Source organism: Streptococcus respiraculi, from assembly GCF_003595525.1.
In the GTDB taxonomy this organism is placed as follows: domain Bacteria; phylum Bacillota; class Bacilli; order Lactobacillales; family Streptococcaceae; genus Streptococcus; species Streptococcus respiraculi.
Window position 1 is genome coordinate 1,174,520 of record NZ_CP022680.1, and the last position, 23,754, is coordinate 1,198,273.

General features: G+C 35.4%; 25 protein-coding genes and 1 pseudogene. 24 read left to right on the forward strand and 2 right to left on the reverse strand.

The genetic code is table 11. From position 1 onward, the window contains the following. Positions 1-5 precede the first annotated feature (5 nt). Positions 6-356, reverse strand: coding sequence for a plasmid mobilization protein (locus CHF41_RS05850; protein ID WP_119876405.1), 351 nt, complete (start codon positions 354-356; stop codon positions 6-8). Positions 357-720: 364 nt separating this feature from the next. Here CHF41_RS05850 and CHF41_RS05855 point away from each other — a divergent pair, with 364 nt between their 5' ends. From CHF41_RS05855 to CHF41_RS10305, 21 genes are all read left to right on the forward strand, one after another. Further along, positions 721-1,293 carry a TetR/AcrR family transcriptional regulator gene (locus CHF41_RS05855; RefSeq protein ID WP_119876406.1) on the forward strand — a complete coding sequence of 191 codons (573 nt, stop codon included), beginning with the start codon at positions 721-723 and terminating at the stop codon, positions 1,291-1,293. Between the two features lie 137 nt (positions 1,294-1,430). Continuing rightward, the gene (locus CHF41_RS05860) at positions 1,431-3,170 is read left to right on the forward strand and encodes an ABC transporter ATP-binding protein (RefSeq protein ID WP_119876407.1); all 1,740 of its coding nucleotides are present in this window, start codon (positions 1,431-1,433) and stop codon (positions 3,168-3,170) included. Further along, on the forward strand, positions 3,163-4,872 hold the full coding sequence (locus tag CHF41_RS05865; RefSeq protein WP_119876408.1) for an ABC transporter ATP-binding protein: 1,710 nt from the start codon (positions 3,163-3,165) through the stop codon (positions 4,870-4,872). Before CHF41_RS05860 ends, CHF41_RS05865 begins: the two co-directional genes overlap by 8 nt. 2 nt (positions 4,873-4,874) lie before the next feature. Beyond that, on the forward strand, positions 4,875-6,383 hold the full coding sequence (locus CHF41_RS05870) for an ABC transporter ATP-binding protein (RefSeq protein WP_119876409.1): 1,509 nt from the start codon (positions 4,875-4,877) through the stop codon (positions 6,381-6,383). Beyond that, complete coding sequence (locus CHF41_RS05875; RefSeq protein WP_119877149.1) at positions 6,376-7,089, forward strand: energy-coupling factor transporter transmembrane component T family protein; 714 nt, start codon at positions 6,376-6,378, stop codon at positions 7,087-7,089. The genes CHF41_RS05870 and CHF41_RS05875 overlap by 8 nt, the downstream gene beginning before the upstream one ends. Before the next feature lie 3 nt (positions 7,090-7,092). Continuing rightward, positions 7,093-7,677 carry an MptD family putative ECF transporter S component gene (locus CHF41_RS05880; RefSeq protein WP_119876410.1) on the forward strand — a complete coding sequence of 195 codons (585 nt, stop codon included), beginning with the start codon at positions 7,093-7,095 and terminating at the stop codon, positions 7,675-7,677. 256 nt (positions 7,678-7,933) lie between these two features. Beyond that, on the forward strand, positions 7,934-8,344 hold the full coding sequence (locus CHF41_RS05885; RefSeq protein ID WP_119876411.1) for a sigma-70 RNA polymerase sigma factor region 4 domain-containing protein: 411 nt from the start codon (positions 7,934-7,936) through the stop codon (positions 8,342-8,344). A gap of 482 nt (positions 8,345-8,826) precedes the next feature. Further along, positions 8,827-8,994: a hypothetical protein gene (locus tag CHF41_RS10090; RefSeq protein WP_162911923.1), complete on the forward strand. Its 168-nt coding sequence runs from the start codon at positions 8,827-8,829 to the stop codon at positions 8,992-8,994. Positions 8,995-9,077: 83 nt separating this feature from the next. Then, entirely contained in the window at positions 9,078-10,754 is a 1,677-nt protein-coding gene (locus CHF41_RS05890; RefSeq protein WP_119876412.1) for a recombinase family protein, read from the forward strand. A gap of 619 nt (positions 10,755-11,373) precedes the next feature. After that, positions 11,374-11,853: a MarR family winged helix-turn-helix transcriptional regulator gene (locus tag CHF41_RS05900; protein ID WP_119876413.1), complete on the forward strand. Its 480-nt coding sequence runs from the start codon at positions 11,374-11,376 to the stop codon at positions 11,851-11,853. Beyond that, positions 11,843-12,481: an ABC transporter permease gene (locus CHF41_RS05905; protein ID WP_119876414.1), complete on the forward strand. Its 639-nt coding sequence runs from the start codon at positions 11,843-11,845 to the stop codon at positions 12,479-12,481. Before CHF41_RS05900 ends, CHF41_RS05905 begins: the two co-directional genes overlap by 11 nt. Then, positions 12,478-13,395, forward strand: coding sequence for a glycine betaine ABC transporter substrate-binding protein (locus CHF41_RS05910; RefSeq protein ID WP_119876415.1), 918 nt, complete (start codon positions 12,478-12,480; stop codon positions 13,393-13,395). The genes CHF41_RS05905 and CHF41_RS05910 overlap by 4 nt, the downstream gene beginning before the upstream one ends. Positions 13,396-13,404: 9 nt before the next feature. Beyond that, positions 13,405-14,172: an ABC transporter ATP-binding protein gene (locus tag CHF41_RS05915; protein ID WP_119876416.1), complete on the forward strand. Its 768-nt coding sequence runs from the start codon at positions 13,405-13,407 to the stop codon at positions 14,170-14,172. Continuing rightward, positions 14,169-14,798, forward strand: a complete 630-nt coding sequence (locus CHF41_RS05920) for an ABC transporter permease (protein ID WP_420852846.1) — start codon at positions 14,169-14,171, stop codon at positions 14,796-14,798. Before CHF41_RS05915 ends, CHF41_RS05920 begins: the two co-directional genes overlap by 4 nt. A gap of 78 nt (positions 14,799-14,876) precedes the next feature. Beyond that, on the forward strand, positions 14,877-15,587 hold the full coding sequence (locus CHF41_RS05925; protein ID WP_119876418.1) for an MmcQ/YjbR family DNA-binding protein: 711 nt from the start codon (positions 14,877-14,879) through the stop codon (positions 15,585-15,587). A 129-nt stretch (positions 15,588-15,716) separates the two neighbouring features. Further along, positions 15,717-17,048: a hypothetical protein gene (locus CHF41_RS05930; RefSeq protein ID WP_119876419.1), complete on the forward strand. Its 1,332-nt coding sequence runs from the start codon at positions 15,717-15,719 to the stop codon at positions 17,046-17,048. Between the two features lie 694 nt (positions 17,049-17,742). Beyond that, positions 17,743-18,258, forward strand: coding sequence for a hypothetical protein (locus CHF41_RS05935; protein WP_119876420.1), 516 nt, complete (start codon positions 17,743-17,745; stop codon positions 18,256-18,258). Between the two features lie 316 nt (positions 18,259-18,574). Further along, complete coding sequence (locus tag CHF41_RS05940) at positions 18,575-19,036, forward strand: HIT family protein (protein ID WP_119876421.1); 462 nt, start codon at positions 18,575-18,577, stop codon at positions 19,034-19,036. Between the two features lie 286 nt (positions 19,037-19,322). Continuing rightward, on the forward strand, positions 19,323-20,057 hold the full coding sequence (locus CHF41_RS05945; RefSeq protein WP_206269750.1) for a NucA/NucB deoxyribonuclease domain-containing protein: 735 nt from the start codon (positions 19,323-19,325) through the stop codon (positions 20,055-20,057). 11 nt (positions 20,058-20,068) lie between these two features. Next, entirely contained in the window at positions 20,069-20,431 is a 363-nt protein-coding gene (locus tag CHF41_RS05950) for a DUF2625 family protein (RefSeq protein ID WP_119876422.1), read from the forward strand. 7 nt (positions 20,432-20,438) lie between these two features. Then, complete coding sequence (locus tag CHF41_RS10305) at positions 20,439-20,657, forward strand: hypothetical protein (protein WP_119876423.1); 219 nt, start codon at positions 20,439-20,441, stop codon at positions 20,655-20,657. A 209-nt stretch (positions 20,658-20,866) separates the two neighbouring features. Here the strand turns inward: CHF41_RS10305 and CHF41_RS05960 are convergent. Further along, positions 20,867-22,174: pseudogene (locus tag CHF41_RS05960) on the reverse strand (IS3 family transposase). Between the two features lie 199 nt (positions 22,175-22,373). Between CHF41_RS05960 and CHF41_RS10310 the strand changes: the two are divergent. From CHF41_RS10310 to CHF41_RS05970, 3 genes are all read left to right on the forward strand, one after another. Continuing rightward, positions 22,374-22,613, forward strand: a complete 240-nt coding sequence (locus CHF41_RS10310) for a recombinase family protein (RefSeq protein ID WP_420852847.1) — start codon at positions 22,374-22,376, stop codon at positions 22,611-22,613. Positions 22,614-22,682: 69 nt separating this feature from the next. Next, positions 22,683-22,964, forward strand: a complete 282-nt coding sequence (locus CHF41_RS10315) for a hypothetical protein (RefSeq protein WP_420852848.1) — start codon at positions 22,683-22,685, stop codon at positions 22,962-22,964. Positions 22,965-23,048: 84 nt separating this feature from the next. Continuing rightward, a complete protein-coding gene (locus CHF41_RS05970; RefSeq protein ID WP_119876424.1) occupies positions 23,049-23,690 on the forward strand; it encodes an HNH endonuclease family protein in 642 nt (213 codons plus the stop codon). Positions 23,691-23,754: the final 64 nt, after the last annotated feature.

Genomic DNA, 23,754 nt, shown 5'->3' on the forward strand with positions numbered 1-23,754 from the left:
AAAAACTAATCACCTCCTGAAGTCCTGTTAAGCAGCAGTGAATGAATTTGCCATAGCTCTTTTGAGAAATGTTCAATTTGTTTTTTCATATCATTGATGTCCTCTTTGTAAATTACACCTGTTGAATTTACTCGCTTTGCAATCTGATTGATGTTATTTGTGGCATTAGAAAGCAAGCCTTGTAAATTTCGGAAAGGCTCTAAATCTACTTGATAAATTTCCTTTTCCAAAACACATTTGCGTATAAAATGGCTCATATTTCTGCACTTTGCAAGTTTTCTTTTCTCTTCAAAAAGAGCCTTTTCTTCTTCTGTTAGTTTCATTTCAAGTCTTTCATTTCGTATTCTATTTGCCATAGGTAGTTCCTCCTTTGAATGTATTTCGGGGTCTTAGGGTTCTCCCTAAAAGTTTGCCCCAGTCAATAGTTTCCAATGAGAGCTTGCTCGAATTGATGAAACTATTAGGCGAGGGTACAAGCTAAAAATTGATAAAAAAAGAAGCAGATCCCAGAGGGCTGCTTCATCAATTTTTTCGTAAGTGTCCGTACACTTACTGTGCTTGCTCATAAAGAATAATTTATAGCAAGCATTAAGCGTGTATTGAATTCGTTGAAATTATTATAGCATAAATCGGCTGTTTTGGATAGAGGGTACTTGACAAATATTGAATTTAGGTTTATTATTAAATATGAATTCAATATTGAATAGAAAGAGGTGCATTATGGCACAAGTATTAAAAGAAGAGGTTAGAAATAGGATACTCGTTGCTGCGGAAAAAGTGTTTTATGAAAAGGATTATAGAGGAGCAAAATTGACAGATATAGCAGATGAAGCAAATATTCCTGTTGCTCTAATCTATACATATTTTAAAAATAAGGAGGTTTTGTTTGATGCGGTAATTGACTCGGTATACATTAATTTTGAGTCTGCTTTTAATGATGAAGAATCCTTAGAAAAAGGGTCTGCTTCTGAGAGATTTGATGAAGTGGGCGAGAACTATATCCATGAACTGTTAAAGGAGCGTAAGAAGCTGATTATTTTAATGGATAAAAGTTCAGGCACAAAACACGAAAAAGCGAAACAGAAACTTATTTCACAAATGCAGGTTCATATTGAAGTGAGCTTGAAAAGGCAATCGGAAAGACAATATGATCCGATGCTTGCCCATATTTTAGCGAATAATTTTACAGAGGGTCTGCTCGAAATAGCAAGACATTATCAAAATGAAAAGTGGGCGAAAGAAATGTTGAAACTGATAGCGAAATGTTATTACAAAGGAGTAGAATCCTTATAACATAATGATAGAATCTATTCTATAACTTATAGATAGTTGATTCAAAAAATAGACTTTGCATAATAGCGAAGTCTTACTTTAAACTTTAATATTGAATTAAAATTCATTATTATTCAATTTTGGAAGGAGCGTTGTTTATGACAGAAAAAGATTTAAGGGGAAAAGCTATAGGTAATAACTTGAAGTCAAATATATTACTTACTTTGAAAATACTGTTTGACTTAATACCGCAGGTATTGCTTGTTTATTTAATCAGTTCCTTGATTACACAGGATACAGAAACGGGAAAGCTGAAGTATATTTTTCTCTCTATGCTTGCATCATTTGTTCTAAAAGGGGTGTTCTATTATTTTTCTACCAAGATTGCCCATGAGAAAGCCTATGAAAAATTGACAGAACTCAGGCTCTCTATCGTAGAACACTTAAAAAAATTAAGTTTAGGTTTTTTCAAAGAACACAATACAGGAGAACTTACCAATATTATGCAGCATGATGTAGAGCAAGTGGAGGTATATCTTGCTCATGGCTTGCCTGAAATAATGGCGGTTACACTTCTACCTACCATTATTTTCATAGCTATGATTTTTGTAGATTGGCGTCTTGCATTTGGAATGATTGTAGGTGTTCCGCTCATGTATTTGGTAAAAGTTCTTTCTCAAAAAACGATGAATAAAAACTTTGCTATTTATTTTAACCATGAAAGCAGGATGAGAGAAGAACTGATGGAATATGTAAAAAATATTTCTGTTGTTAAGGCTTTTGCGAAAGAAGAGGAGATTAGCGAAAGAACATTAAAGACAGCAAGAGAATATATTTATTGGGTGAAAAAGAGCATGGGAGCAATCACTATTCCAATGGGACTGATTGATATATTCATGGAAATAGGTGTAGTCATTGTTATGATTTTAGGAAGTGTATTTCTCTATCAAGGAAATATTACAACAGCTAAATTTATCCTTGCTATCATTTTATCCTCTGCTTTTACTGCTTCTATAAGTAAGACAGCAACCTTGCAACATTTTTCTATTGTATTTAAGGAAGCCTTAAAGGGAATAGGAAAAGTTCTAACCGTTCCGCTTTCGACTGAGAAAACAGAACAAGGGTTAGAATTTGGAGATATAGAGTTTAAAAATGTAAATTTTGCGTACGGAAAAGACAGTTTTGAGTTAAAGGATATAAATCTTATTTTTAAGCAAAATAGCTTGAATGCCTTTGTAGGAGCAAGCGGTTGCGGAAAGAGTACGGTATCTAATCTGCTTATGGGATTTTGGGATACAGACAGTGGGCAAATAAAGATAAAAGGAAAGGATATAAAGGATTATAGTCAGGAAAATATTTCAAAGCTTATCGGCAGCGTTCAGCAAGAAGTTATCCTTTTTGATTTAAGTATTTTTGAAAATATAGCCATCGGTAAAGTCGGTGCAACCAAAGAAGAAGTGATAGAAGCAGCAAAGAAAGCGAGATGCCATGATTTTATTTCAGCTTTGCCGAAAGGATACGATACAAGAGTCGGTGAAATGGGTGTCAAACTGTCAGGTGGCGAGAAACAGCGAATTTCCATTGCGAGAATGATATTAAAAAATGCACCGATTTTGATATTGGATGAAGCGATGGCGGCGGTTGACAGTGAGAATGAAAAGCTCATCAGTGAAGCGATAGATGATTTAAGTAGGGACAAGACAGTTATTACAATCGCTCATCACTTAAATACAATTAGAAATTCGGATCAAATTATTGTTATGGACAAGGGTCTTGTTCTTGACACAGGAAGCCATGAAGAACTGATGAACAGGTGTGATTTTTATCGTGATATGGTGGAAGCACAGAACAAGGTTGACAGATGGAATTTGAAAGAGGTGGTAACAGAAAATGTTTAGGGAAATGTTAAAACTGCTCACAAAAACCGGCAAAAGAGATTTAGCTGTATCAAGTATATTCTTTGCTCTTTATGGACTAAGTTCCATAGCTATGATTGTTATTGTCTTTTCTATATTATTTCAGATATTTGATGGAACAAGTATAGAGAGTCTATATAAATATTTTATTGCGATTGCACTTCTTGTTGTATTCAAAGGCATCTGTAATATGATTGCAGATATGAAAAAGCACAGTGCAGGCTTTGATATTGTTCAGCAAATCAGAGAGCGAATGATTATTAAACTGAAAAAATTCAGTTTAGGGTTTTATACTAATGAAAGACTTGGTGAGATAAATACAATACTTCATAAGGATGTTGATAATATGTCCCTTGTTGTAGGGCATATGTGGTCAAGAATGTTTGGTGATTTTTTAATAGCAACAGTGGTATTTATCGGTCTTGTGAGCATTGATATAAAGTTGGCACTGATAATGGCTGCATCGGTTCCTTTTGCAATTTTATTCTTAGGATTGACTATCAAAAGATCAAAGACCATTGAAAATAAGAACAACTCAGCACTTCTTGATATGGTTAGTTTATTTGTTGAATATGTAAGAGGCATACCTGTATTAAAGAGTTTTTCCAATAATAAAAGTTTGGACAGTGAACTGACGGCAAGGACAAAAAAATTCGGAGAAACAAGTAAGGCTACTTCAAGATTTAAGGCAAAACAATTATCTGTATTCGCATTTTTACTTGATATAGGGTATTTACTACTTCTTATATCAGGAGCTGTATTTGTAATAAACGGCAATTTAAAAGTATTTGATTTTATTATCTTTGCCGTTATCTCAAAGGAGTTCTATAAGCCGTTTGCTTCTATGGAACAACACTATATGTATTATGTTTCGGCAGTAGATAGCTATGAAAGACTTTCAAGAATTTTATATGCAGATGTAATACCGGATAAAGTGGATGGGATTGTTCCGAAAGATAATGATATAGCTTTTGAGAATATTGGTTTTTCCTATGAAAAAGATGAGTTCAAAATGGAAAAATTGAGTTTTTCTATTGCTGAAAAAACAATGACTGCACTGGTTGGTGAGTCAGGAAGCGGCAAGACGACTATAACCAACTTGCTTTTAAGATTTTATGATGTGCAGCAAGGTAAAATTACACTTGGCGGTGTGGATATTAGAGATATTCCTTATGATGAGCTTTTGGATCGTATCAGCATCGTTATGCAGAATGTTCAACTGTTTGATAACACGATTGAGGAAAATATTAGAGTTGGCAAAAAAGGTGCAACAAAAGAAGAAGTCATCGAAGCTGCAAAGAAAGCAAGAATACATGACTTTATTATGAGTTTGCCAAATGCTTACGAAACAGATATTGGAGAAAACGGCGGAATATTGTCAGGTGGACAAAGGCAGAGAATATCTATTGCAAGAGCATTTCTGAAAGACGCACCGATTTTAATTCTTGATGAAATGACAAGTAATGTTGACCCTGTAAATGAGTCACTGATACAAGATGCAATTACAGAGCTTGCAAAGAACAGAACTGTTCTTGTGATTGCTCATCATTTAAGAACCATTCAAAAGGCAGATCAAATTCTTGTGTTCCAAAAAGGAAATTTACTTGAAAAAGGAAAGCATAGCGAACTTCTTTTAAAAGATGGCTATTACAAAAAATTATGGAAAGCTCAGTATGAGGTATAACCATGATAATGCTCAAAAATGTTTCTTACTGGTGGGAAGATGGAGAAATAGCACTTTGTAATATAAACCTTGAGATTAAAAAAGGTGAATTTGTTTTAATTTCAGGTAAAAGCGGTAGTGGGAAAAGTACGCTTGGCAGCACGATTAACGGTCTTATTCCGCATTACTACAATGGGAAAATACAAGGGAATGTTCATATTGATGGGAAAGACATCAGCAAGATACTCTTACATGAGATTGGACATCTTGTCGGCACAGTATTTCAAGATCCGAGAAGTCAGTTTTTTACCACTACTACGGATGAAGAAATTGCATTTGGACTTCAGACGATTTGTAAAACAAAAGATGAAATAAAACAGAGAGTTAGCGAAGTATATCAAGACCTTGATATAGAGGACTTAAAAGGGAGATCAGTATTTGAATTGTCCAGTGGACAAAAGCAGAAAATAGCAATTGCAAGTATATATGCAATGAAGCCAAAGGTTTTGATATTGGATGAGCCTTCCGCTAATTTAGATATGAAAGCTACTTTTGACTTATACAAGGTGCTGAAGAAATTAAAGGAAAAGGGTACGACAATTGTTCTGATAGAACATCGTTTGTATTATGCAAAATCACTCTTTGACAGGTTTATTTTGATAAAAGACGGAAGAGTACAGAGAGATATAAGAAGAGAAGAAGCTTTAGCATTATCACAAGAATATTGGGACAAGAATGCCCTAAGGCTTCTTGATTTGAAGAAGTTTCTAATATGCAAAAGCGATATAAGTAAAAAAAACAATGGAGTAATGCTGGAAGGGGAAAATTTATGTTTTTATTATCAAAAACATTTAAGGCATAAAGAGCGGGAATATGTTTTGAAAAACCTTGATTTTACGATGTATAAAGGCTCATCTGTAGGCTTGGTAGGGTTGAATGGTACAGGGAAAACCACTTTAGCAAGAAATATATCAGGAATAGAGAAATTGAAAGAAGGCAAGATTATAGATGATAAAGGTAATCCTCTGAGTAGTAAAGAGTTGATGGAAGCTTCATATTTTGTATTTCAGGATTCTGATTATCAGTTGTTTTCAGAAACTGTACTTGATGAAATGTTACTTGGCTTGCCTGTAGGTGATAAAGAAGAAAATAGGGAGAAAGCAATTTCTATATTGAAGGACTTAGGACTTGAAAAATATATTGATAAGCACCCTTTTACCTTGTCAAGAGGTGAGAAACAAAGGCTTACTATTGCTTGTGGCATAATGAAAAATGCCAAAGTGTTTTTATATGATGAACCGACATCCGGTTGCGATAGAGAGTCGATGATAGCTGTTTCAACCTTAATCAAAAAACAAATTCAAAAGGGGATAACAGTTTTAATTATCAGTCATGACTTTGAATTTCTTGCAAATACAGTTCGTTCTGTATGGGTTATGGAAGATGGGAAAATTAAAGAAAATATAGAAATGAGAGAAGATAATAAATCTTTGATTTTAGAAACAATGATGGGAGGAGATGTTTTTGAATGATGTAAGAACAATTGATCCGAGAATAAAACTTACACTTCTACCTGTCATCGGATTTATCAGTTTTTTTATCAGTGATACGATACTGCTTTTTGTCATATTGTTGTTTTCATTTCTGCTATACATATATAGCGGAATTTATAAAAAAGCATTCTCTTTTCTTGTTTTCTTTTCACTTCTTTTAGGATTAGAGTATGGGATGGCAAAAATAAGTGATTATAATTTCGTGTTTGCACTGTATATGATGATATATTTTTTGTCGAGAATGACCTTGATAGCCATGTTTGGAGCTTATATAACAAGAACGACAAAAATTAGTGAAATGATTGAAGCATTAAATCGGATGAAAATTCCAAGAAGCATTAGTATACCATTTAGCGTTTTGCTGAGGTTTGCACCTACAATGCGACATGAGATAAAGGCTTTGAAAGAAAATATGAGGATAAGAGGAGTTATTAAAAATAAATTTTTTATTCTTTTACATCCAATCAGATATGTTGAATATACGCTTGTTCCTCTTTTAATCAGGATGATGAAAGTTTCTGATGAGCTTTCAGCTTCAGCACTAATAAGGGGACTTGACAGTGAAGAGAGGAGAGTAACGATTGTCGAACTCAAATTCAAGTTAATGGACTTAATTACAATAGTAATCGGTTTTCTTGCTATTGTCAGTATAGTCATAGTACAAAAAACAAATTTAGGAGGTTAATTTATGAACAACAAATTAAATGGTCGTGATTTCATTACGATTGGCATCTTTAATGCAATTAGCATTGTCATTTATATGGCGGTGGCATTTGCGTTAGCAACAACAGTGGTTGGAGGATTTATTGCGTCAGGGGCAGCATTTATGGTAGCGGCAATCAGTTATTTATTGATGGGCGTGAAGATAAAGAAGAGAGGTGTATTTACTATATCGGGAATACTTTTAGGGCTTATTGCCTTATCCGGAGGTCATATACCTCATGCAATATTCGCAGCAATAGGTGGAGTTGTTTGTGATTTTATCATTGGAAATTATGAGAGCAAAGGCAGAATTATTTTAGGGTATGGAGCATTTGCATTAGCTGATTTTTTAGGGACTGTCGTACCGATACTTTTGTTTGGAACAGCATCATTTGTAGAAAGAGCAGCAAAGTGGAAAATGTCGGAGGAACAAATTGAAGAGGCGATTTCTTATTTTTCAGTACCTTATACCATCGGTTTTGGGATCTTAACTTTTGCCCTTGCTTGCATAGGTGCGTTTATCGCAACAAAACTTCTAAAAAAGCATTTCAAAAAGGCGGGAGTGATTTGATAAAAATATTTGTCTATGAGGAAAAAGAAAATGATTAAATAGTGGAGGTAATTACTATGTGTTATTTAAGGTCTGTTATTTGCATGAGAAAAAGTCAAAGACCTTTTTGATACTGGTAATTATCATAAAAAATCAAATTTAAAATATAGTGAAAGAGCAAGTTTCTTTTATTTCAGAGGACTTCTTATGCCCAAGTGCAGAAGTCCTCCTTTTTTGTCTGAAAAACAAAAGACAAAAAAGAAATGGAGGAAACTTTATGACAAAAGAGTATTACCTTTATGTCAGAGGACAAAAGGTGAAAGTCAGTGAAGATATATATAAAGTCTACTGGCGAGAACGAGAACACGAAAAGTATTTAGAGCGGGTGGACAGAAAAAACCACCTGCTTTTCTTTTCCTCGTTGGATCATGATGGACACTTTGTAGATAACATTGTCGATGAAAGTGTTGATGTAGAGAAGATTGTTGAAACACAGATGATGATTGAATCCCTTAGAGAGGCTATATCAAAACTTAATGATGAAGAAAGGGACATCATAGAGCGTTTGTACTTCAATGATGAAACAGTTCGTGCAGTAGCAAAATTAAAAGATATTACACATCCGGCTTTAATAAAGAGAAGAAATAAGATTCTTGAAAAGCTGAAGAAATTTATCGAAGAAATTTAAAACTTCGGTAACCAAGGGGGTCAATCTGTCCTTATGTAAAGTGAAGGGGAGTTTGATCTCCTTTACTTTTGTAAGATAAACAGCCCAATTATGGCAAATAGGAAGATGTAAAGAGAATCCCTTTCAAATATTTGTTCTTTGACAACTGAATAGACCAAGGTAGGACTTTATCTACTTGTGGAGGATTATGACTTACGCCATGACCTTTCTGCTGAAAGAGATTTTGGTTTTGTGAATACTGTGATAAATCAAGGAAACAAGAAAGCGAGCGATAAATAAGAATACATAAAAACAGAGTTGGCAACCTGTTCGATGAAGCAAGTAGTGATAATGATACTTCAATAGTTTAAGCCGGCTCGTCTGGAATAAGAGGCGGAGGTGAGATTCCTATGTTGTCAGCCAAGACACCTACCAATGTCATAAAACTTAGTAAGAAAAAGTATATTTTATTATAGAGAATTTAAAGTAGAGGAGGTGAGTCTGTGGATAATGACTGGAATGGATTAGCTGATTTGATAGCAAATCTGATTACAAAGTATGCTGGTGTTTTAGATTTGGATAATCTGCCAGATCCAAAGCCAGTAGATAATAACATTGAAAATGGAAATATTTTTGGCATAGTAAAAACACAGATTGAGAAAATAAAATAAAAGTGCTATAATATACTTGAGATATAAGTCCAAACTTTTTTGGAAAGTATAAAGATATAGAAAAAGATATTGAGGTTAATGCTATGTCAAAAGAGAAAATAAAAGTATACCTCTACACAAGAGTATCTACATCAATACAGATAGATGGCTATTCTTTAGAGGCACAAAAATCAAGAATGAAGGCTTTCGCCCTTTATAATGATTATGAAATTGTTGGGGAATATGAAGATGCAGGCAAATCTGGAAAATCTATTGAGGGAAGAATACAGTTTACTCGTATGATGGAAGATATAAAATCCGGAAAGGATGGAGTATCTTTTGTTCTTGTGTTTAAGCTGTCAAGATTTGCAAGAAATGCTGCTGATGTTTTGTCAACTCTACAAACGATGCAAGATTTTGGAGTCAATTTGATTTGTGTTGAGGATGGGATTGATTCATCCAAAGATGCAGGCAAACTGATGATTTCAGTTTTATCAGCTGTGGCTGAAATTGAAAGAGAAAACATTCGTGTTCAAACAATGGAAGGTCGCATTCAAAAGGCAAGAGAGGGAAAATGGAACGGAGGGTTTGCCCCGTATGGGTATCAGCTTGTCGATGGAAAACTGTTTATCAATGAAGAAGAAGCTGTAGCAATAAGAACTATTTTCGATCAATATGTTAATACAAACATTGGAGCAAATGGACTTTCTAAATATTTAGAGAATCATGGAATAAGAAAAATTCCAAGACAGAACGGAAAAAATCCATTGTTCGATGCAGGTCTTATAAGAAAGATATTAAAGAATCCTGTATATAACGGAAAGATAGCCTTTGGAAGAAGAACACTAGAAAAAGTTCATGGTACAAGAAATGAATACAAGCAAGTTGAACAAGATGAATATTTAATAGCTGAAGGTATTCATGAAGCTATCATTTCTGACGAGCTGTGGCAGGCTGCTCAGGTTAAGCTAAAATCTCAGGCAAAGAAATATGAACATGTGAATAAGGGAAAAGATGTTAGAACACATTTGCTATCAGGAATTGTAAAATGCCCAATATGTGGAGCTGGAATGTTTGGCAACAAGTGCATTAAGCGTAGAAAAGACGGAACAAAATACAAAGATTTTTACTATTACGGCTGTAAACATAGATTGATGAATAGAGGTCATAAATGTAATTACAATAAACAAATTAGAGAAGAATTGCTAGATGATGCAGTTGCTGAGGTAATTATAAAGATAGTAAGCAACCCTAAATTTGCTTCTATGATGCAAGAAAAAATTAACATGAAGGTAGATACCTCTGAAATAGAGAAAGAGATAGATAATTACCAGAAAGAATTGAGGAAGAGCCATTCTACGAAATTTAAGCTAATTGAGGAAATAGATAATTTAGATGCTGATGATAAGCACTACAAACGAAGAAAGCAGGACTTAGACGATAGACTTTATCGTATGTATGATAAGATTGAAAACTTAGAATCATTGTTAATTGATGCGAAAGCAAAGAAACAAACTATTGAAACTGAGAAACTTACAGGAGATAACATATATAAAGTTTTGATCTATTTTGATAAACTCTACAAGGTAATGAATGATGTAGAGCGTAGACAGTTAATTACAGCTTTGATTTCTGAAATTCAAATTTACGAAGAAAAGCAACCGAATGGACAATGGCTAAAATCAATTACTTTTAAACTTCCTATCATTGATGAAGATTTAAATATAAGTTTGGACAATGATGAGCAAGTCGAGTGTGTTGCTCTGCTCGTAAAAGCCTAGAAACCTTTGAACGAAAGCATGTTAAAAAGCCTTGTCTCCAAGGCTTTTTGCTTTTGGGTGGGGTAGTATAAAAGTAACTACCTTAGTTGAGGTAGTTGAGCTGCTGGTGAATTTGAGAGGGATTTATTTCCGTAGACACAAGATGGGGACATAGGGCAAGGAGTATGAGGGAATAAATGTACCCCATTGAAACCCGGTATATCTGGAGATATATTGATGTAACAGTGTGGATACAAATACAGAGTAAAAACTTTTGGAAATCACTTGATTAGAAGTTTAAATATACCAGTATGATGAATATACTCGGATAAAGCGTAATGCGCCAACTGAGCTAGTTTATCTTGATTTGAGTTATTATTTGTCTAGAAACTTCATATTGTAAAGTTTTCTTGAACACCTGAGGGGCTTTACTAGATATCTAGGTTAACTAAAAAAATCATTGCTTAAAAATTCTTCCAAATTTGGGACTTGGTTTCAAAATAATATTGCCTAGTGGTATCGTGTCTCTGGTATATGGACAAAAACTTTTATTTCTATATCGAAATAGTTGACAACGTGAGAGGTGAGTGATACAATATAAATTGTTCTATATAGAAATAAATAACTAAAGGAGCTAAGGATGAAAAAGACAAGAGGTGGCTATCAAGCCACGCACCTAAGTCTGTTGAACGGACGTCTCTTCCATCAGTTGATTTCACGGGAGGCAGAAGCCCTTTATAGTGGTGAACAGGGAAAGATTTTGTATAGTTTTTGGTTAAATGATGGTATTCGAACTGCGACAGATATTGCCATTGATACAGGATTGGCGAATAATACCCTCACCTCTATGCTTAAACGCCTAGAAGAGCAGGGTTTGATTGTGTCTAAGCTATGTCCCAATGATAAACGAAAGAAGCATTGGCATTTGACTGAAAAAGGTTGGGAACAAGAGGCTGTTGGCAATCGTGTTGGTAAGTATCTAGCAGATATTTTTTATGACGGGTTTAGTACAGAAGAAATGGAGGCTTTTGAAGCCTATCAAGAACGAATTTTATCTAATCTTAGAAGGGGCTTACTTAACAAGCATTTAGACGATAAGGAGACTGCCCATGTGGACTAGTTTGGTACCCTACCTTCAAGAGAATTGGAGGCAATATCTGACCTATCTCTGGGAGCATGTTTGGCTTAGCCTCTTGGCTTTGATTTTTTCCATGGTGCTTGGAATGAGTTTAGGCTTTCTAGCCTATCAAAAGTATAAACTAAGGCAACTCCTCACAGGCCTATCCAGTAGTCTACGAGTTATCCCCTCTTTGGGCGTACTATTCTTTCTTATTCCCCTCATGGGAGTAGGACAAGTTCCAGCTCTGACAGCTTTAGTGCTACTAGGTTTACCACCCATTAGTTTTCAGACCCTTGTGGGGTTAGTGCAGATACCAGATAGTCTGCGAGAAGTTGGTAGGAGTTTAGGAATGTCGGACAGGCAGATTCTTTTAAAAGTAGTTTTTCCCCTAGCACTTCCTCATGTCTTGACAGGGATTAAGTTAGCTTTGGTGGAGATTATCGCCTCTGCCAGTCTAGCTACCTATATCGGAGCTGGTGGGCTAGGGACACTCATTTTTACAGGCTTGGGGCTCTATCGCTTTGACCTCTTGTTTCTAGGCGGTGGCTCGGTTGCTGCTCTATCGCTCATTGCTATGCTGATCCTTGACGGGCTCAGCCATCACTTAACAAAAAGGAGTTCATCATGACAAAGCAAAAACGTATTGGAGGCCTTTTAGCTCTCCTTGTTCTAGTTGGAATTGGGCTTTTTTCCCTTTTGGGGCAAAAGCAGAGCGAATCAGTAGCTGGCAACAAACCATTCGTACAGATTGGCTCCAAAGATTTCACGGAAAACCTTATCGTCGCTGAACTGTATGCCCTTGCTTTAGAAGATGAGGGATACAGAGTTGACCGCAAGTTCAATATTGCCAGCTCATTGGTTCACACGTCTTTAATCAATAAGGAAATAGACCTTTACCCAGAATACACTGGAACAGGCCTCCTGTCCATTTTAAAATTGCCTTTGAAAACAGACCCTGAGCAAGTTTATCAGACGGTTAAAACAGCCTATGCTAAGAGCTTTAAGCTGATTTGGTTGGAGTATGCTCCTGCCACTGATAGTCAAGGATTGGTCATACGGACATCTGTGGCAAATCAGATGGGAATCAAGACAATCTCAGACCTGCAAGAACATGCAAGCCAACTTCGCTTTGCTTCCCAAGGGGAATTTGACCAACGTGAGGACGGCCTAGTTGGTTTACAGACAGCTTATGGTGATTTTAACTGGAAATCTTCCAAAGTCTATGACAACAGTCTCAAATATAGTGTCCTGAAAAATGATGAAGCTGATGTGACCCCAGCCTATACGACCGAAGGTCAGCTCGTTCAGACCAAAGACTATACCCTGCTGGAAGATGATAAGTCCTTTTGGCCTCCCTATAACATCGCTCCCGTTGCCCAAAGTGATGTTGTCAAAAAACATCCGAGCTTATCTACCGCTCTGAATAAGATTTCCAGCCACCTAACTACCGAAAAACTTACTGAACTCAATGCTAAAGTTGACGTTGAGGGCAAAGAGTACGCAGACGTTGCTAAAGTTTTTTATGACAGTATCAAGGAGTAAGACAATCGCATGACACAAGAATTATTGACTTTTGAGGGCGTTGGCAAGAGCTATGGTGACCTGACCATCTTGTCAGATTTGTCCTTCAGCCTCTTTAAGGGTGAATTTATCACTATCTTAGGGACATCAGGGTCAGGAAAGACGACTACCCTAAAGCTTATGAACCGCCTCTTAGAGCCAGATAATGGGAAGATCCTGCTGGAGGGTCAGCCTTTAGCTGAAAAGGATCCAGTTGCCCTCCGACGTCAAATCGGCTATGTTGTTCAGCAAATCGGGCTATTTCCTCATTTGACGGTGAGGGACAATGTTGCTACCGTCCCTAAGCTTTTGGGTTGGGACAATGTCAGAATTAACCAGCGGGTAGAAGAACTGCTAAACATGGTTCAGCTACCTGGGGTGGATTTCGCCCATCGTTACCCCAAAGAGCTATCGGGAGGGCAGCAGCAACGGATTGGCGTGGCCAGAGCTCTCGCTGCCAATCCTAAAATGGTTCTTTTTGACGAGCCTTTTGGAGCAGTAGATGCTATTACACGCCATCATTTGCAAGAACAGCTCAAAACCCTTCATCGTTCCTTGGGAGATAAGACTTTTGTGCTCATTACTCATGATATTCATGAAGCCCTCTATCTAGGGGATCGTGTGATGGTCATGGATAAGGGCAGGCTGGTTCAGTTCGATCGTCCTGAAGAAATTGTGAGTTCGCCGAAAACAGATTTTGTCAAATCTCTATTGGCAACGGTCAGTAGGCAAGAGAAGCTTTTGGGAGGGATGACTTGATGGACTATGCACTCAAACATCAAGACCAAATCATACAGCTGATCTTGGAACATTTACACCTGAGCCTGTCAGCTTTGGCTATTTCTCTCTTTCTGGGCATAGTGGTGACGTTGGTACTGTTGCGATGGCCTCGCTTACGACAACCTTCAGTTTATTTCTTATCCCTTCTTTATGCAGTACCTTCCTTTGCCCTATTTGCCTTGCTAATTCCACTCACAGGTCTGGGGCAGACCACCGCCATTATAGTGTTAAGCCTCTATGCTCAATATATTTTAGTCCGCAGCTTCCTATCAGGTCTCACCGAAATAGACGTTTCTCTGGTAGAAGCGGGACGAGGCATGGGTATGACGGATAGCCAAATCTTACGAATGGTACAGTTACCACTAGCTCTACCAGCTATTTTTGCAGGTATCAAACTAGCTACAACTTCTATTATTGCGATGGCTACAATCGCTGCTACCATAAATGCTGGCGGGCTAGGGACGCTCCTGTTTGACGGTCTGAGGACGGCTTCCCTTGTGAAACTAGCGTGGGGCATTGGTTTGACAGTTGTTCTAAGTGTACTCTTGTCGCTCGTCATTGACTTTGTGGAAGAAGTGGTATCGCCTGAAGAGGTGTCTGTATAGGATAGCGGTCTAATATAGTAGGAAATTATCACTTGGTGATTCTATTATTTTTATTGATGATTGTGGGGAGTAAGATTTATGTCATTGGAAGCTGAGATTTTCAACATGAAGCGAGTTTTGGTGTATAAACTGGAACCGTTTGGATTCCACTTTGATGGAAAAGTATATGTCTATCGTGAAATGTTGTTAGATGGCACTTTTGAAGCTGAAGTAACGATTTTACAATCTGGCAAAGTATCTGGTCGTGTAATTGACCTAGATATGAAGGAAGAGTACCTAAACCTGCGAATGGAGTATTCGGTGGGAGGCTTTGTTGGCCAGGTTCGAGAAGCCTATCTGAAGGTTTTAGAAAAAATTGCAGAGATTTGCTTTGAGGAACAGCCGTTTTCCTCCCAACAAGGTAATAGACTTGTTCAATATTTAACGAAAAAGACCTCTGATGTTTATGATCATCCGTTTAAGAGGGAGCGGCATTACATATCTTATCGTGTGGCAGGTAAGTGGTATTTGGTGGGTTATCCTTTGAAGCGAGAGAAGTTGGACTCTTCTGAGAAAAAAATAGGGCAGATTGTAGATGTTATTAACATTAAAGTATCTCTTGAGACGATGGCAATAATTTTATCGAAAAAAGGTGTTTATCCAGCTTATCATATGTCCAAGAAATATTGGGTTTCCATTATTCTTGATGATAGTCTGTCAGATGAGGAACTCTTTACTTTGGTCTTAGAAAGTCGAAATTTGCTTGCCTCACGGAAGCAGGCAAGCAAAGTGAACGTGACGAAACCTTAAAAATGAAGAAGGTATCGTGAAAGAGAGGCAAGAGAAAAGAATAAGTGCAGATTTTATTAGTACATTTTGTAATAGTAATAAAGAGGCTGGGACAAAAATGTTTAAATAAAATAGAGTGGAGTATTGCAGATGACTAGTAAATCAAAGAGATTATTTCAAGAATCAAAATATAATATTTATGAGAGAATAGATAACTTAGAGCCGATAGAGTTCATGAACCAAGATTTAAAAAAGGTAATGAGATATACCTTTTCGGAACCATCAAAAATAATGGGAATAGATTATCTAGCCGATAAACGATTTTCATTCTATAACTATAAGTATAGTTCGAATCTTATCGAAAGAGTATTTCATTTCAATAAGATAGACAACAGATTTATAGATGTTACTAGTGAAAAATATGATATGAATGTAAATTCGGGTTTTATGACCGCGACATTTTGTTATATCATATTGGAGTTACTCGAAGATAAGCAATTATTAAATACAAATTTTGAAATAAATTTGGTAAATAATGCGAAGGTTAGGATAAATGGGGAATTAACACCTTGCCCGACAGTGTATAATAAGTTGCTAGATGATAGTGATGAAAAAGACAATAAAAATCTTTTTAGGGGATTTTTAGTTGAGAATCGCAATGAGGATATTAATTATTATCGTTCTGTTTTAGCAACGACAGATATTAGTATTGAAAGAGATATTTTGGCCAGTCAATTTAACTATGAATCCTGTTCAGAATCCGATATTGAGTCTATTTTTGAAAAAAGATTACTTCATGCAAAGGAAACATCGGTAATTAAGCCGTTTTGTATACCAAATGGATACGCTAAGTTAAAAGAAGATATAATTTTGAACGATGAGGTAGTGTTAGAAAATGATTTCAGTTTTTATCATCATAGTGAGGATGAAATTGTAAAATTCGCTTTAGAGAACAGAGAGAATATTAAGTTACATATTGATTCGATGTCAGATCTGTATCTTGATGAATATCCAGCACCCAATTTATTAAGGCGTGTATTTATGGTTTCTACAAATGGACAACATCGTAGATTGGTATTTGAATGTTTAGGTTTAGAACGAATTAGGGCTCGAATTCAATTTATAAAAGATAAACAAAGATCTTGGAAATACTATTTTCGTAAACAAAATATACCAATGAATATGGTTATTGAATGGCTTGTTTCAAAGGGGAGAATAGAAAAAATTGAACCTCTTGATAGCAAGACAATTTTAATTAAAGATTCATCACAATTGATCCCATGGATTTTACCTGATTCTGAAATTAGTAGTTTTTCAAAAATTCGTAAAGATATATTAAAGAGACTTCAGTTAATTGAAAAATCCTTTGGATCTCAAGATTTTGCATATGGTTTTATAAGGCAGTCGGGCTTTTTATGGTATCTTGATGTACATAGAGTTTACTTGATGAACATTTTGCGTAAATTCCGTTCCAAAGTATAATCTCAAAATATTTCCCTCACTCTTTCGTCTCTTAGTATAGACAAAAGCTATCACCACACGTGGAGGCTCTAGTATTGATGATACGCACCTAATCCGACGAGAGTATCGAGTCGTAGGTACCACAGGCATTAGTTTTCCTTAGCCAATCGCTTCGCTCTTGGAGGAAAACTGAATAGGTGTTATGCCAGGAATTCCTAAGAAGCTGACCGAAGGGAAGGTTGATTAGTGAATTCTACGGTCAAGAGAAGGTGAGTAAAGTAGCTCTGAAAGGCTTGAAATCAATGGGTTCTTGAGTTTTATGCTTATTTTTTTTAGGTGTTGAAAATTTTGGAATTAATGTTCAAAAATATCTTTCAAATACTTGCTTGTAGCAACGCTATGAATATTATAAAAGGGTCGTGTCAACGGTATGGATGGCAAAGATTAAAATAAAATAGAATTAAAAAGATAAAATAAAATGTCAGAAAAAGAAAGTTTATGAAATATTACGTACCCCTATCATTTGTGATAATAATGCTAAAAAAATTTATATTCAAAACAATGTTATATATAGTCCACAGTTATATAATAGAAGTTTAGATGAAGACATGTCAGATTTTAGTGTGGGATTTTATGAAATAGTATATAAAGATATTTTAGAGGGAATTGGTAAAAAATTCTAAACAAAGACGGAACATATATAAATAAGAATTATATGGGAGACACTATACATTCATTTAATTCTTTAGCGAATGTAATTTTGGGTGACAAATCAAAAAACAATCGAAGTCCAATAGGAGAATGGCCTAGAGAATTAATTGATTATCATTCAAAATATCATTGTTTAGCTAATTTTTGGATTATTCCTATGTGTCATGGAAGAAAAAGTGCAAAGCTCAGTTTGTACGATTCTTTAGACTATTATTTGAAAAAAGTAAAAAATTATTATTCAGAAGAAGTGAAGTTAAGTTTTATAGAATCACAAGAATATTTTGAAAAATTTACATGGGAATCTTTTTTAGAGTTCCATTGTATGTCAGAGTATGAAATGATTGATGATCCATTATATATATACAAAAAAAGGGATAATAAAGGTAGTCTTGATGAAATAGAAAGAATATACGACTTTTGGGAAAATAGGACTAGTCAAATAGTAAAAAAATATAATAATGAACTTTATGAATACTTTAATTGTCTAGGATTAATAAATGAAGGTGAAACTACAAACTAATGGTTATTACTTTGCTAAGTTGCTGTAAAAAATAGTTAGGATTACAATAAATCTAGATTATATCTGTCTGATATTTTTTTACGAGATTATCCAACTATTGTGAAAAATTTATAAATATGTTCCACATGTATACAAGAAAGATTACTTGACATACTTATTAAGCAATTGTTTCATGTGAGGGTATATATGTTTGCTAGAGAAAAATAACTAATCCTTGTATAAATGTCGCGTCACCACTTTAGATATTTGCTAGGTTGAGTCAACGGCATATATGGGGAAGGCTTAATATAAATTAGAATTTGTAGAGGTGAATAGTATGTGCTTAATTTGTGAGAGAATTGAAATGATTAAAAATGGAGAAAATCCATTTTTTGTAATGGAATTAGAAACTGGTTATGTTGTATTAGGTGACAATCAACATTTTAAGGGATATACAATTTTTTTGTGTAAGCAACATAAGACAGAACTTTTTGAGTTAGAAAATAATTTTAAATCGAAATTCTTAGAAGAGATGTCATTGGTAGGGGAAGCTGTTTATAAAGCTTTTAATGCTGAAAAAATTAACTATGAACTTCTTGGTAACGGAGATTCACATCTACATTGGCATTTGTTTCCAAGGGTAGCTGGTGATATAGAAAACTATGGTAATAAAGGAAAGGGTCCAGTTTGGTGGTATCCTATGGAATTAATGTATAGTGATTCTAATCGCCCATCAAAAACTGAGTTAAGTGCACTTAAAGACAAGTTGATAACTGAGTTAAATAAAATAGTTATTTAATAATAAATCCCAGTTAATCTGTCTTATACTTTTTAACAATAGCTTCTATCTATCGTTAAAAGGTTCATGGATATGTTTCCATATACGAACAGGTCAACAAGACATGCTTAGTGTTCACACGTTCCATGTTGAGGCGGTAAGTTTGCTAATCAAGGAGAGAAACAACAACGAATAGCATTTACTTCCACCCATGCGATAGCTGTCCAAGAGCTAGGAGCATGACGACGTAGCGATTGGAAAAGGTGCAGGTCTAGGTGCCGTTACTGGTTTTGTCGGTGGCTCGCTTGTGGGAACTGGAGCGAGCGTTGCGACCCATGTCACCCGAAACATCAGCAATCAGGTCGTTCGCCAAGTGACGAGAGTTGGAATCCAAGCAGGTGTCGATACAGCGATTGATACGGGTCTGGATGTGGCCGCTGGCAACAAGGTAACAGGCCAAACACTTGCGATGAACTTTGGCTATAACCTCTTTACGAATGGTCTGGGTAGTGTCTCTACGAAGCAAGCACCGAAGTCCGATGTCACAAGAACTAAACCAATGACGGGTGAAGTTCTGGATGCGGGCTATGTTCACAATAGACCTGTGAAAGATGTAACGCCGACCAAGTCCTCCTCACAAAAATTAATTGGTGGATCAGATCCTATATTAGCGTTACCTGAACCTAAACAACAATTAGCTCTACCTATGCCTAATGATATTGTGACAATTCAAGTATCAAAAAGTAAATATCCTCAATCTGCTCAACATATTCAAAATGCTCGTGCTAGCGGACACCCTTCTATATTGACGATTAATCGTTCAGGTGTAAAAACAAATCGTAGGCAGTCATTAAAGGGGATTGATAAAGTCCCTGGTATGGACTTAGATGAGTATCCACCTGCTATGTTTTCGGAAGGTGGGGCTGGAGCAAGTGTGAGAGCGATTAATAGTTCAGATAATAGAGGTTCTAGTTTTTCAATGGTACCTCAACTTAGACCATTCGATGACGGAACTAAGGTGTTTATTAATATTACAGATTAGATAGGATAAGTATGCTGAAAGATATATTAAAAAGTTTTAATAAAAGCAATAATGTTATTGATTATAGGGTAGAAGATATAGAGTGCTTAGATAATGATACGAGTAAAAATGCTTTGGGTGTTAGTGATATCACTAATCACTTTCAATATATTATAGTAAATAAATATTTGAAAATTTTAGGAAACGATAAAAAATTTGGTATTAATTGGGCGAATAATATATATAGAACAAATTATAATAGTGATTCATTACTTGTTGCCTACGATATATTTGGTGGTTTATTTATCATAAAAGATTATCAGGTAAGTGATGGAAAAATCTGGTATTTTGCACCTGATACTATGACATGGGAAAATCTAGAAGTTTACATATAAAGATTTTATTAAATGGGTCTGCACCGAGGATTTTTCTCTATTTTATTTAGATTTTCCGATTAAATATATAAAAGATCATCCTGTTCAAATGGAGGAAGATAGTGTTTTACTAATATATCCTCATCTATGGAGTGAGGAATATAAAAGTGGTACTCCGACTATAAACGTGATTTCTTTCAGAGAATTGTTTGAATTAAATCAAGATATTTATAGACAATTAAATTAGATAGTTTTTGAGTTCTAAATTGGACCAATAGTAAGCCATAGAGATGAATAAATTTAAGAGATTAGTTTGAATACTATGCTTTAGGAAAAAATTTCTTCGGCACAAGCACTGGCTAAGGCTTGCCGTCAGCAGCATATTCTAGATGAATATACCCATTGACAAGGAGTTTGGGGAAGTTGTACTGCCCCCAAAAAGTTAGACAAATTATTTTAAATAAAGGATTTAGTTCTGTATTGTATAGAGCTAAGTCCTTTTGGTTTTTCTTAATGCGTTTGTGATTGTAGTAAAAAATATAATTAGTGATTGCTCGTTCAAGCTGTCCTAGTGATTTTAAGGTCTTTTCATAGCCATAAAGCATCTCAGTCTGAAGAATACTAAAGAAGGATTCCATCATGCCATTTTCAGGGGTGGCATAGAGGGACGAATGCCTTTAGATTCCAGAAAGTGATGATAAGACTAGTTTTTGATATTGCTAGTCTTGGTTGCTCTAAAGAATGGTTCCTGCATAATGGTCAGCTGGAAAAGCCTATCAAGCATAGTTTGACCTAATTCAGATTAGGTGAGCGAGACAAAATAAACTTAATAATTTCACTATTGAAGCCATCCATAACAGGGGATAAATAAACGTTCCCCTCTGGTAAAGAAAATACCGTCACATCTGTGTAGCACTTCTCATAGGGTTTAGTTTCCTCAAACTGACGTTGAATCAGATTGTCAGCCTTCTTACCGACTCACCCTTGTAAGAAGAATACTTGCGTTTTCGACGAATACGAGCAGTCAGGCCTATCTCTTTCATCAAGCGCTGTACCTTTTTAAAAAACACGATTGTGAAGCTCCAAGTAAATACGACGGTAACCATAGTCTCCTTTGTGCTCCTCATAAATAGCCTTGATTTCAGCTTTCAGTTCCTTATCCTTATCGTCTCTCACAAGTTGCTTCATTTGATAATAGTAGGTGACACGGACTAATTGAGCTGTTGTTAGAAGTATATTTAGTTAAAATCCTCCATCAACCATTTCTCTAATTATTTCTGCCTTTCTTGCGCTAAGGCTTCGTCACTCAGGCGCAGTTCACTCAACTTTTGTAGGTAGGCATTCTCCGTTCTCAGGCGCTCATTTTCTTTCTGAAGTCGCTCCAATTCTATCATCTCTTCCCAAGTCCTCTTTGGTTTTCTCCTTCTAGCCTTCTCAAGGATACTGATACTATACCCGTTTTTCTTGAATTGCGCTATCCAATTGGGAAGCAGTCCTATATTCGAAAACGCATAAGCAAGAGAGATTGATAGTTGAGATTGACCTTCAAGAAGAACTTTATTCATTATTTCCTGTTTTAGTTCTAGGGAATAATAGGTATTTCTCCCTTTTCTAGCTGCCTCAATTGCCATATCTATCCATGAGTTTCACTATGTATTTGTGATGGGAAACTCTAATATTGTAGATCTGACCAATCTGAGACCATGACATTCTATTTTTTCTCAAGTCATATATCTTTAGTCTATCTTTGTAACTTAATTTCATCGAAAAAGCACCCTATTTGTTATGTTTTCTGTCTAACAAATGGTTATGGTTTTGAGTCTATAGCAAAAATCTTAAATGAATACGATATACTAGGTTGAACTGGTAAAGCCAACTTGTATCCAAGCGCAATCCAAAAAATATTTTAAAATGAGAAGTATAAGGGAATGCCTTATTACAAAAGACCTATACTGTAGATTTCTTGGCAAAGAAACGTATTGAGAATGAGGGACAGGTTAATCAATATTATGTTTCTGAGAACCATAAAGCTATTATTGATAAGGAGATGTGGGAACTAGTTCAGTTGGAGTTTGTAAGGAGAAAAGCATTCCGTGATGAGCACCACTTGAACTTTTATGTCATGCAAAATGAAGACAATCCGTTTGCCACCAAAGTATTTTGTGCAGAATGTGATTCAGCATTTGGTCGCAAAATTGGATGACAAGTCGAGGGAAGTTTAAGAACTGGCAATGTAATAATAGCTATAAGGTCAAAGGGACAGATAGGGTATATGAATCGTCATATCGATGAGGAAACACTTGAAAAAGCGGTAGTAATGGCATTAGGACTACTCAGTGATAATGTTGACACGTTGCATGGCAAGTGGAATAAGATTCTGGAAGAAAATTGTCCACTAGAAAAGTATTATAGTGTGAAGTTGGCTGAAATGATAAACAAGCCTTCCTGGGAATTCAATTCGTATGGGATGTGTCAGGTGGTGGATAGTATTACAATTTCAGAAGCTGGGCAGATAAGTGTAAAATTCTTAGAGGGGACTGAGGTAGACTTGTAAGTGACTGTGACCGAAAGGTTGCAGTTTTTTTTGGTTTTAGTGGTATAATAAAACTAATTTATTGAATGATAAAAGGATATTTCTATGAATACATACGTTACAAATCTTGGTTTGAACAAAGTTTTTGATAAGTTTATTATCAATGATATACAGAAGAAGGTTGGTGTTAGCATCACGACTAGCTCAGATGAAACTGTAGAATGCCTAATCAAGTATGTTCTTAAGCATTTCAATATAAATGATTCCTATGTTACTCCCAAGATTTCTAATTTTTATCGTAAACATAAAAAATTTACTCGCTTTATTTTAGTAACAATTTCGCTAGTATATTCACCTAATAGCATAAAGGAAATGATAGAAAAGTATGAATTTAATGAAGCGTTAAAATGGGAAATTGAACATATCGTACCTCAAAATCAAAATTATAATAAATTTAATTCTAAAAATTCTAGACTAAAAAATCGCATTGGAAATCTTGGATTGTTGTCAAATGATACCAATGTAAAAATAAGTAATCAATCTTTTTACAAGAAATGTAGGGGTCTTTCTGCTAAGGAAAAAGAGTTGAAGGTTAATGAAGTTTTTCAAATTACCAAGAATAACTTCTCTAAAGCTGACATTATTGAACGTGAAAAGTGTATGAATAACTATATATTTGAAATCTTTTTTAAAGATAACGGTTCATTATTGAGGGAAAAATTTAGAGAATACTTCGCAGATTGTTAGAGAGCATTGCTGTTGAAAACAAATTGGTTCTATTAATGATGTGGTCACCTATTAACAACAACTC

Coding starts and splice junctions, on each gene's coding strand:
- CHF41_RS05930 (WP_119876419.1), top strand. CDS start 15,717: ATGACTAGTAAATCAAAGAGATTATTTCAAGAATCAAAATATAATATT.
- CHF41_RS05940 (WP_119876421.1), top strand. CDS start 18,575: ATGTGCTTAATTTGTGAGAGAATTGAAATGATTAAAAATGGAGAAAAT.
- CHF41_RS05935 (WP_119876420.1), top strand. CDS start 17,743: ATGGGAGACACTATACATTCATTTAATTCTTTAGCGAATGTAATTTTG.
- CHF41_RS05890 (WP_119876412.1), top strand. CDS start 9,078: ATGTCAAAAGAGAAAATAAAAGTATACCTCTACACAAGAGTATCTACA.
- CHF41_RS05855 (WP_119876406.1), top strand. CDS start 721: ATGGCACAAGTATTAAAAGAAGAGGTTAGAAATAGGATACTCGTTGCT.
- CHF41_RS05870 (WP_119876409.1), top strand. CDS start 4,875: ATGATAATGCTCAAAAATGTTTCTTACTGGTGGGAAGATGGAGAAATA.
- CHF41_RS05925 (WP_119876418.1), top strand. CDS start 14,877: ATGTCATTGGAAGCTGAGATTTTCAACATGAAGCGAGTTTTGGTGTAT.
- CHF41_RS05860 (WP_119876407.1), top strand. CDS start 1,431: ATGACAGAAAAAGATTTAAGGGGAAAAGCTATAGGTAATAACTTGAAG.
- CHF41_RS05910 (WP_119876415.1), top strand. CDS start 12,478: ATGACAAAGCAAAAACGTATTGGAGGCCTTTTAGCTCTCCTTGTTCTA.
- CHF41_RS05865 (WP_119876408.1), top strand. CDS start 3,163: ATGTTTAGGGAAATGTTAAAACTGCTCACAAAAACCGGCAAAAGAGAT.
- CHF41_RS05970 (WP_119876424.1), top strand. CDS start 23,049: ATGAATACATACGTTACAAATCTTGGTTTGAACAAAGTTTTTGATAAG.
- CHF41_RS05900 (WP_119876413.1), top strand. CDS start 11,374: ATGAAAAAGACAAGAGGTGGCTATCAAGCCACGCACCTAAGTCTGTTG.
- CHF41_RS05950 (WP_119876422.1), top strand. CDS start 20,069: ATGCTGAAAGATATATTAAAAAGTTTTAATAAAAGCAATAATGTTATT.
- CHF41_RS05915 (WP_119876416.1), top strand. CDS start 13,405: ATGACACAAGAATTATTGACTTTTGAGGGCGTTGGCAAGAGCTATGGT.
- CHF41_RS10315 (WP_420852848.1), top strand. CDS start 22,683: ATGAATCGTCATATCGATGAGGAAACACTTGAAAAAGCGGTAGTAATG.
- CHF41_RS05850 (WP_119876405.1), bottom strand. CDS start 356: ATGGCAAATAGAATACGAAATGAAAGACTTGAAATGAAACTAACAGAA.
- CHF41_RS05885 (WP_119876411.1), top strand. CDS start 7,934: ATGACAAAAGAGTATTACCTTTATGTCAGAGGACAAAAGGTGAAAGTC.
- CHF41_RS05880 (WP_119876410.1), top strand. CDS start 7,093: ATGAACAACAAATTAAATGGTCGTGATTTCATTACGATTGGCATCTTT.
- CHF41_RS05905 (WP_119876414.1), top strand. CDS start 11,843: ATGTGGACTAGTTTGGTACCCTACCTTCAAGAGAATTGGAGGCAATAT.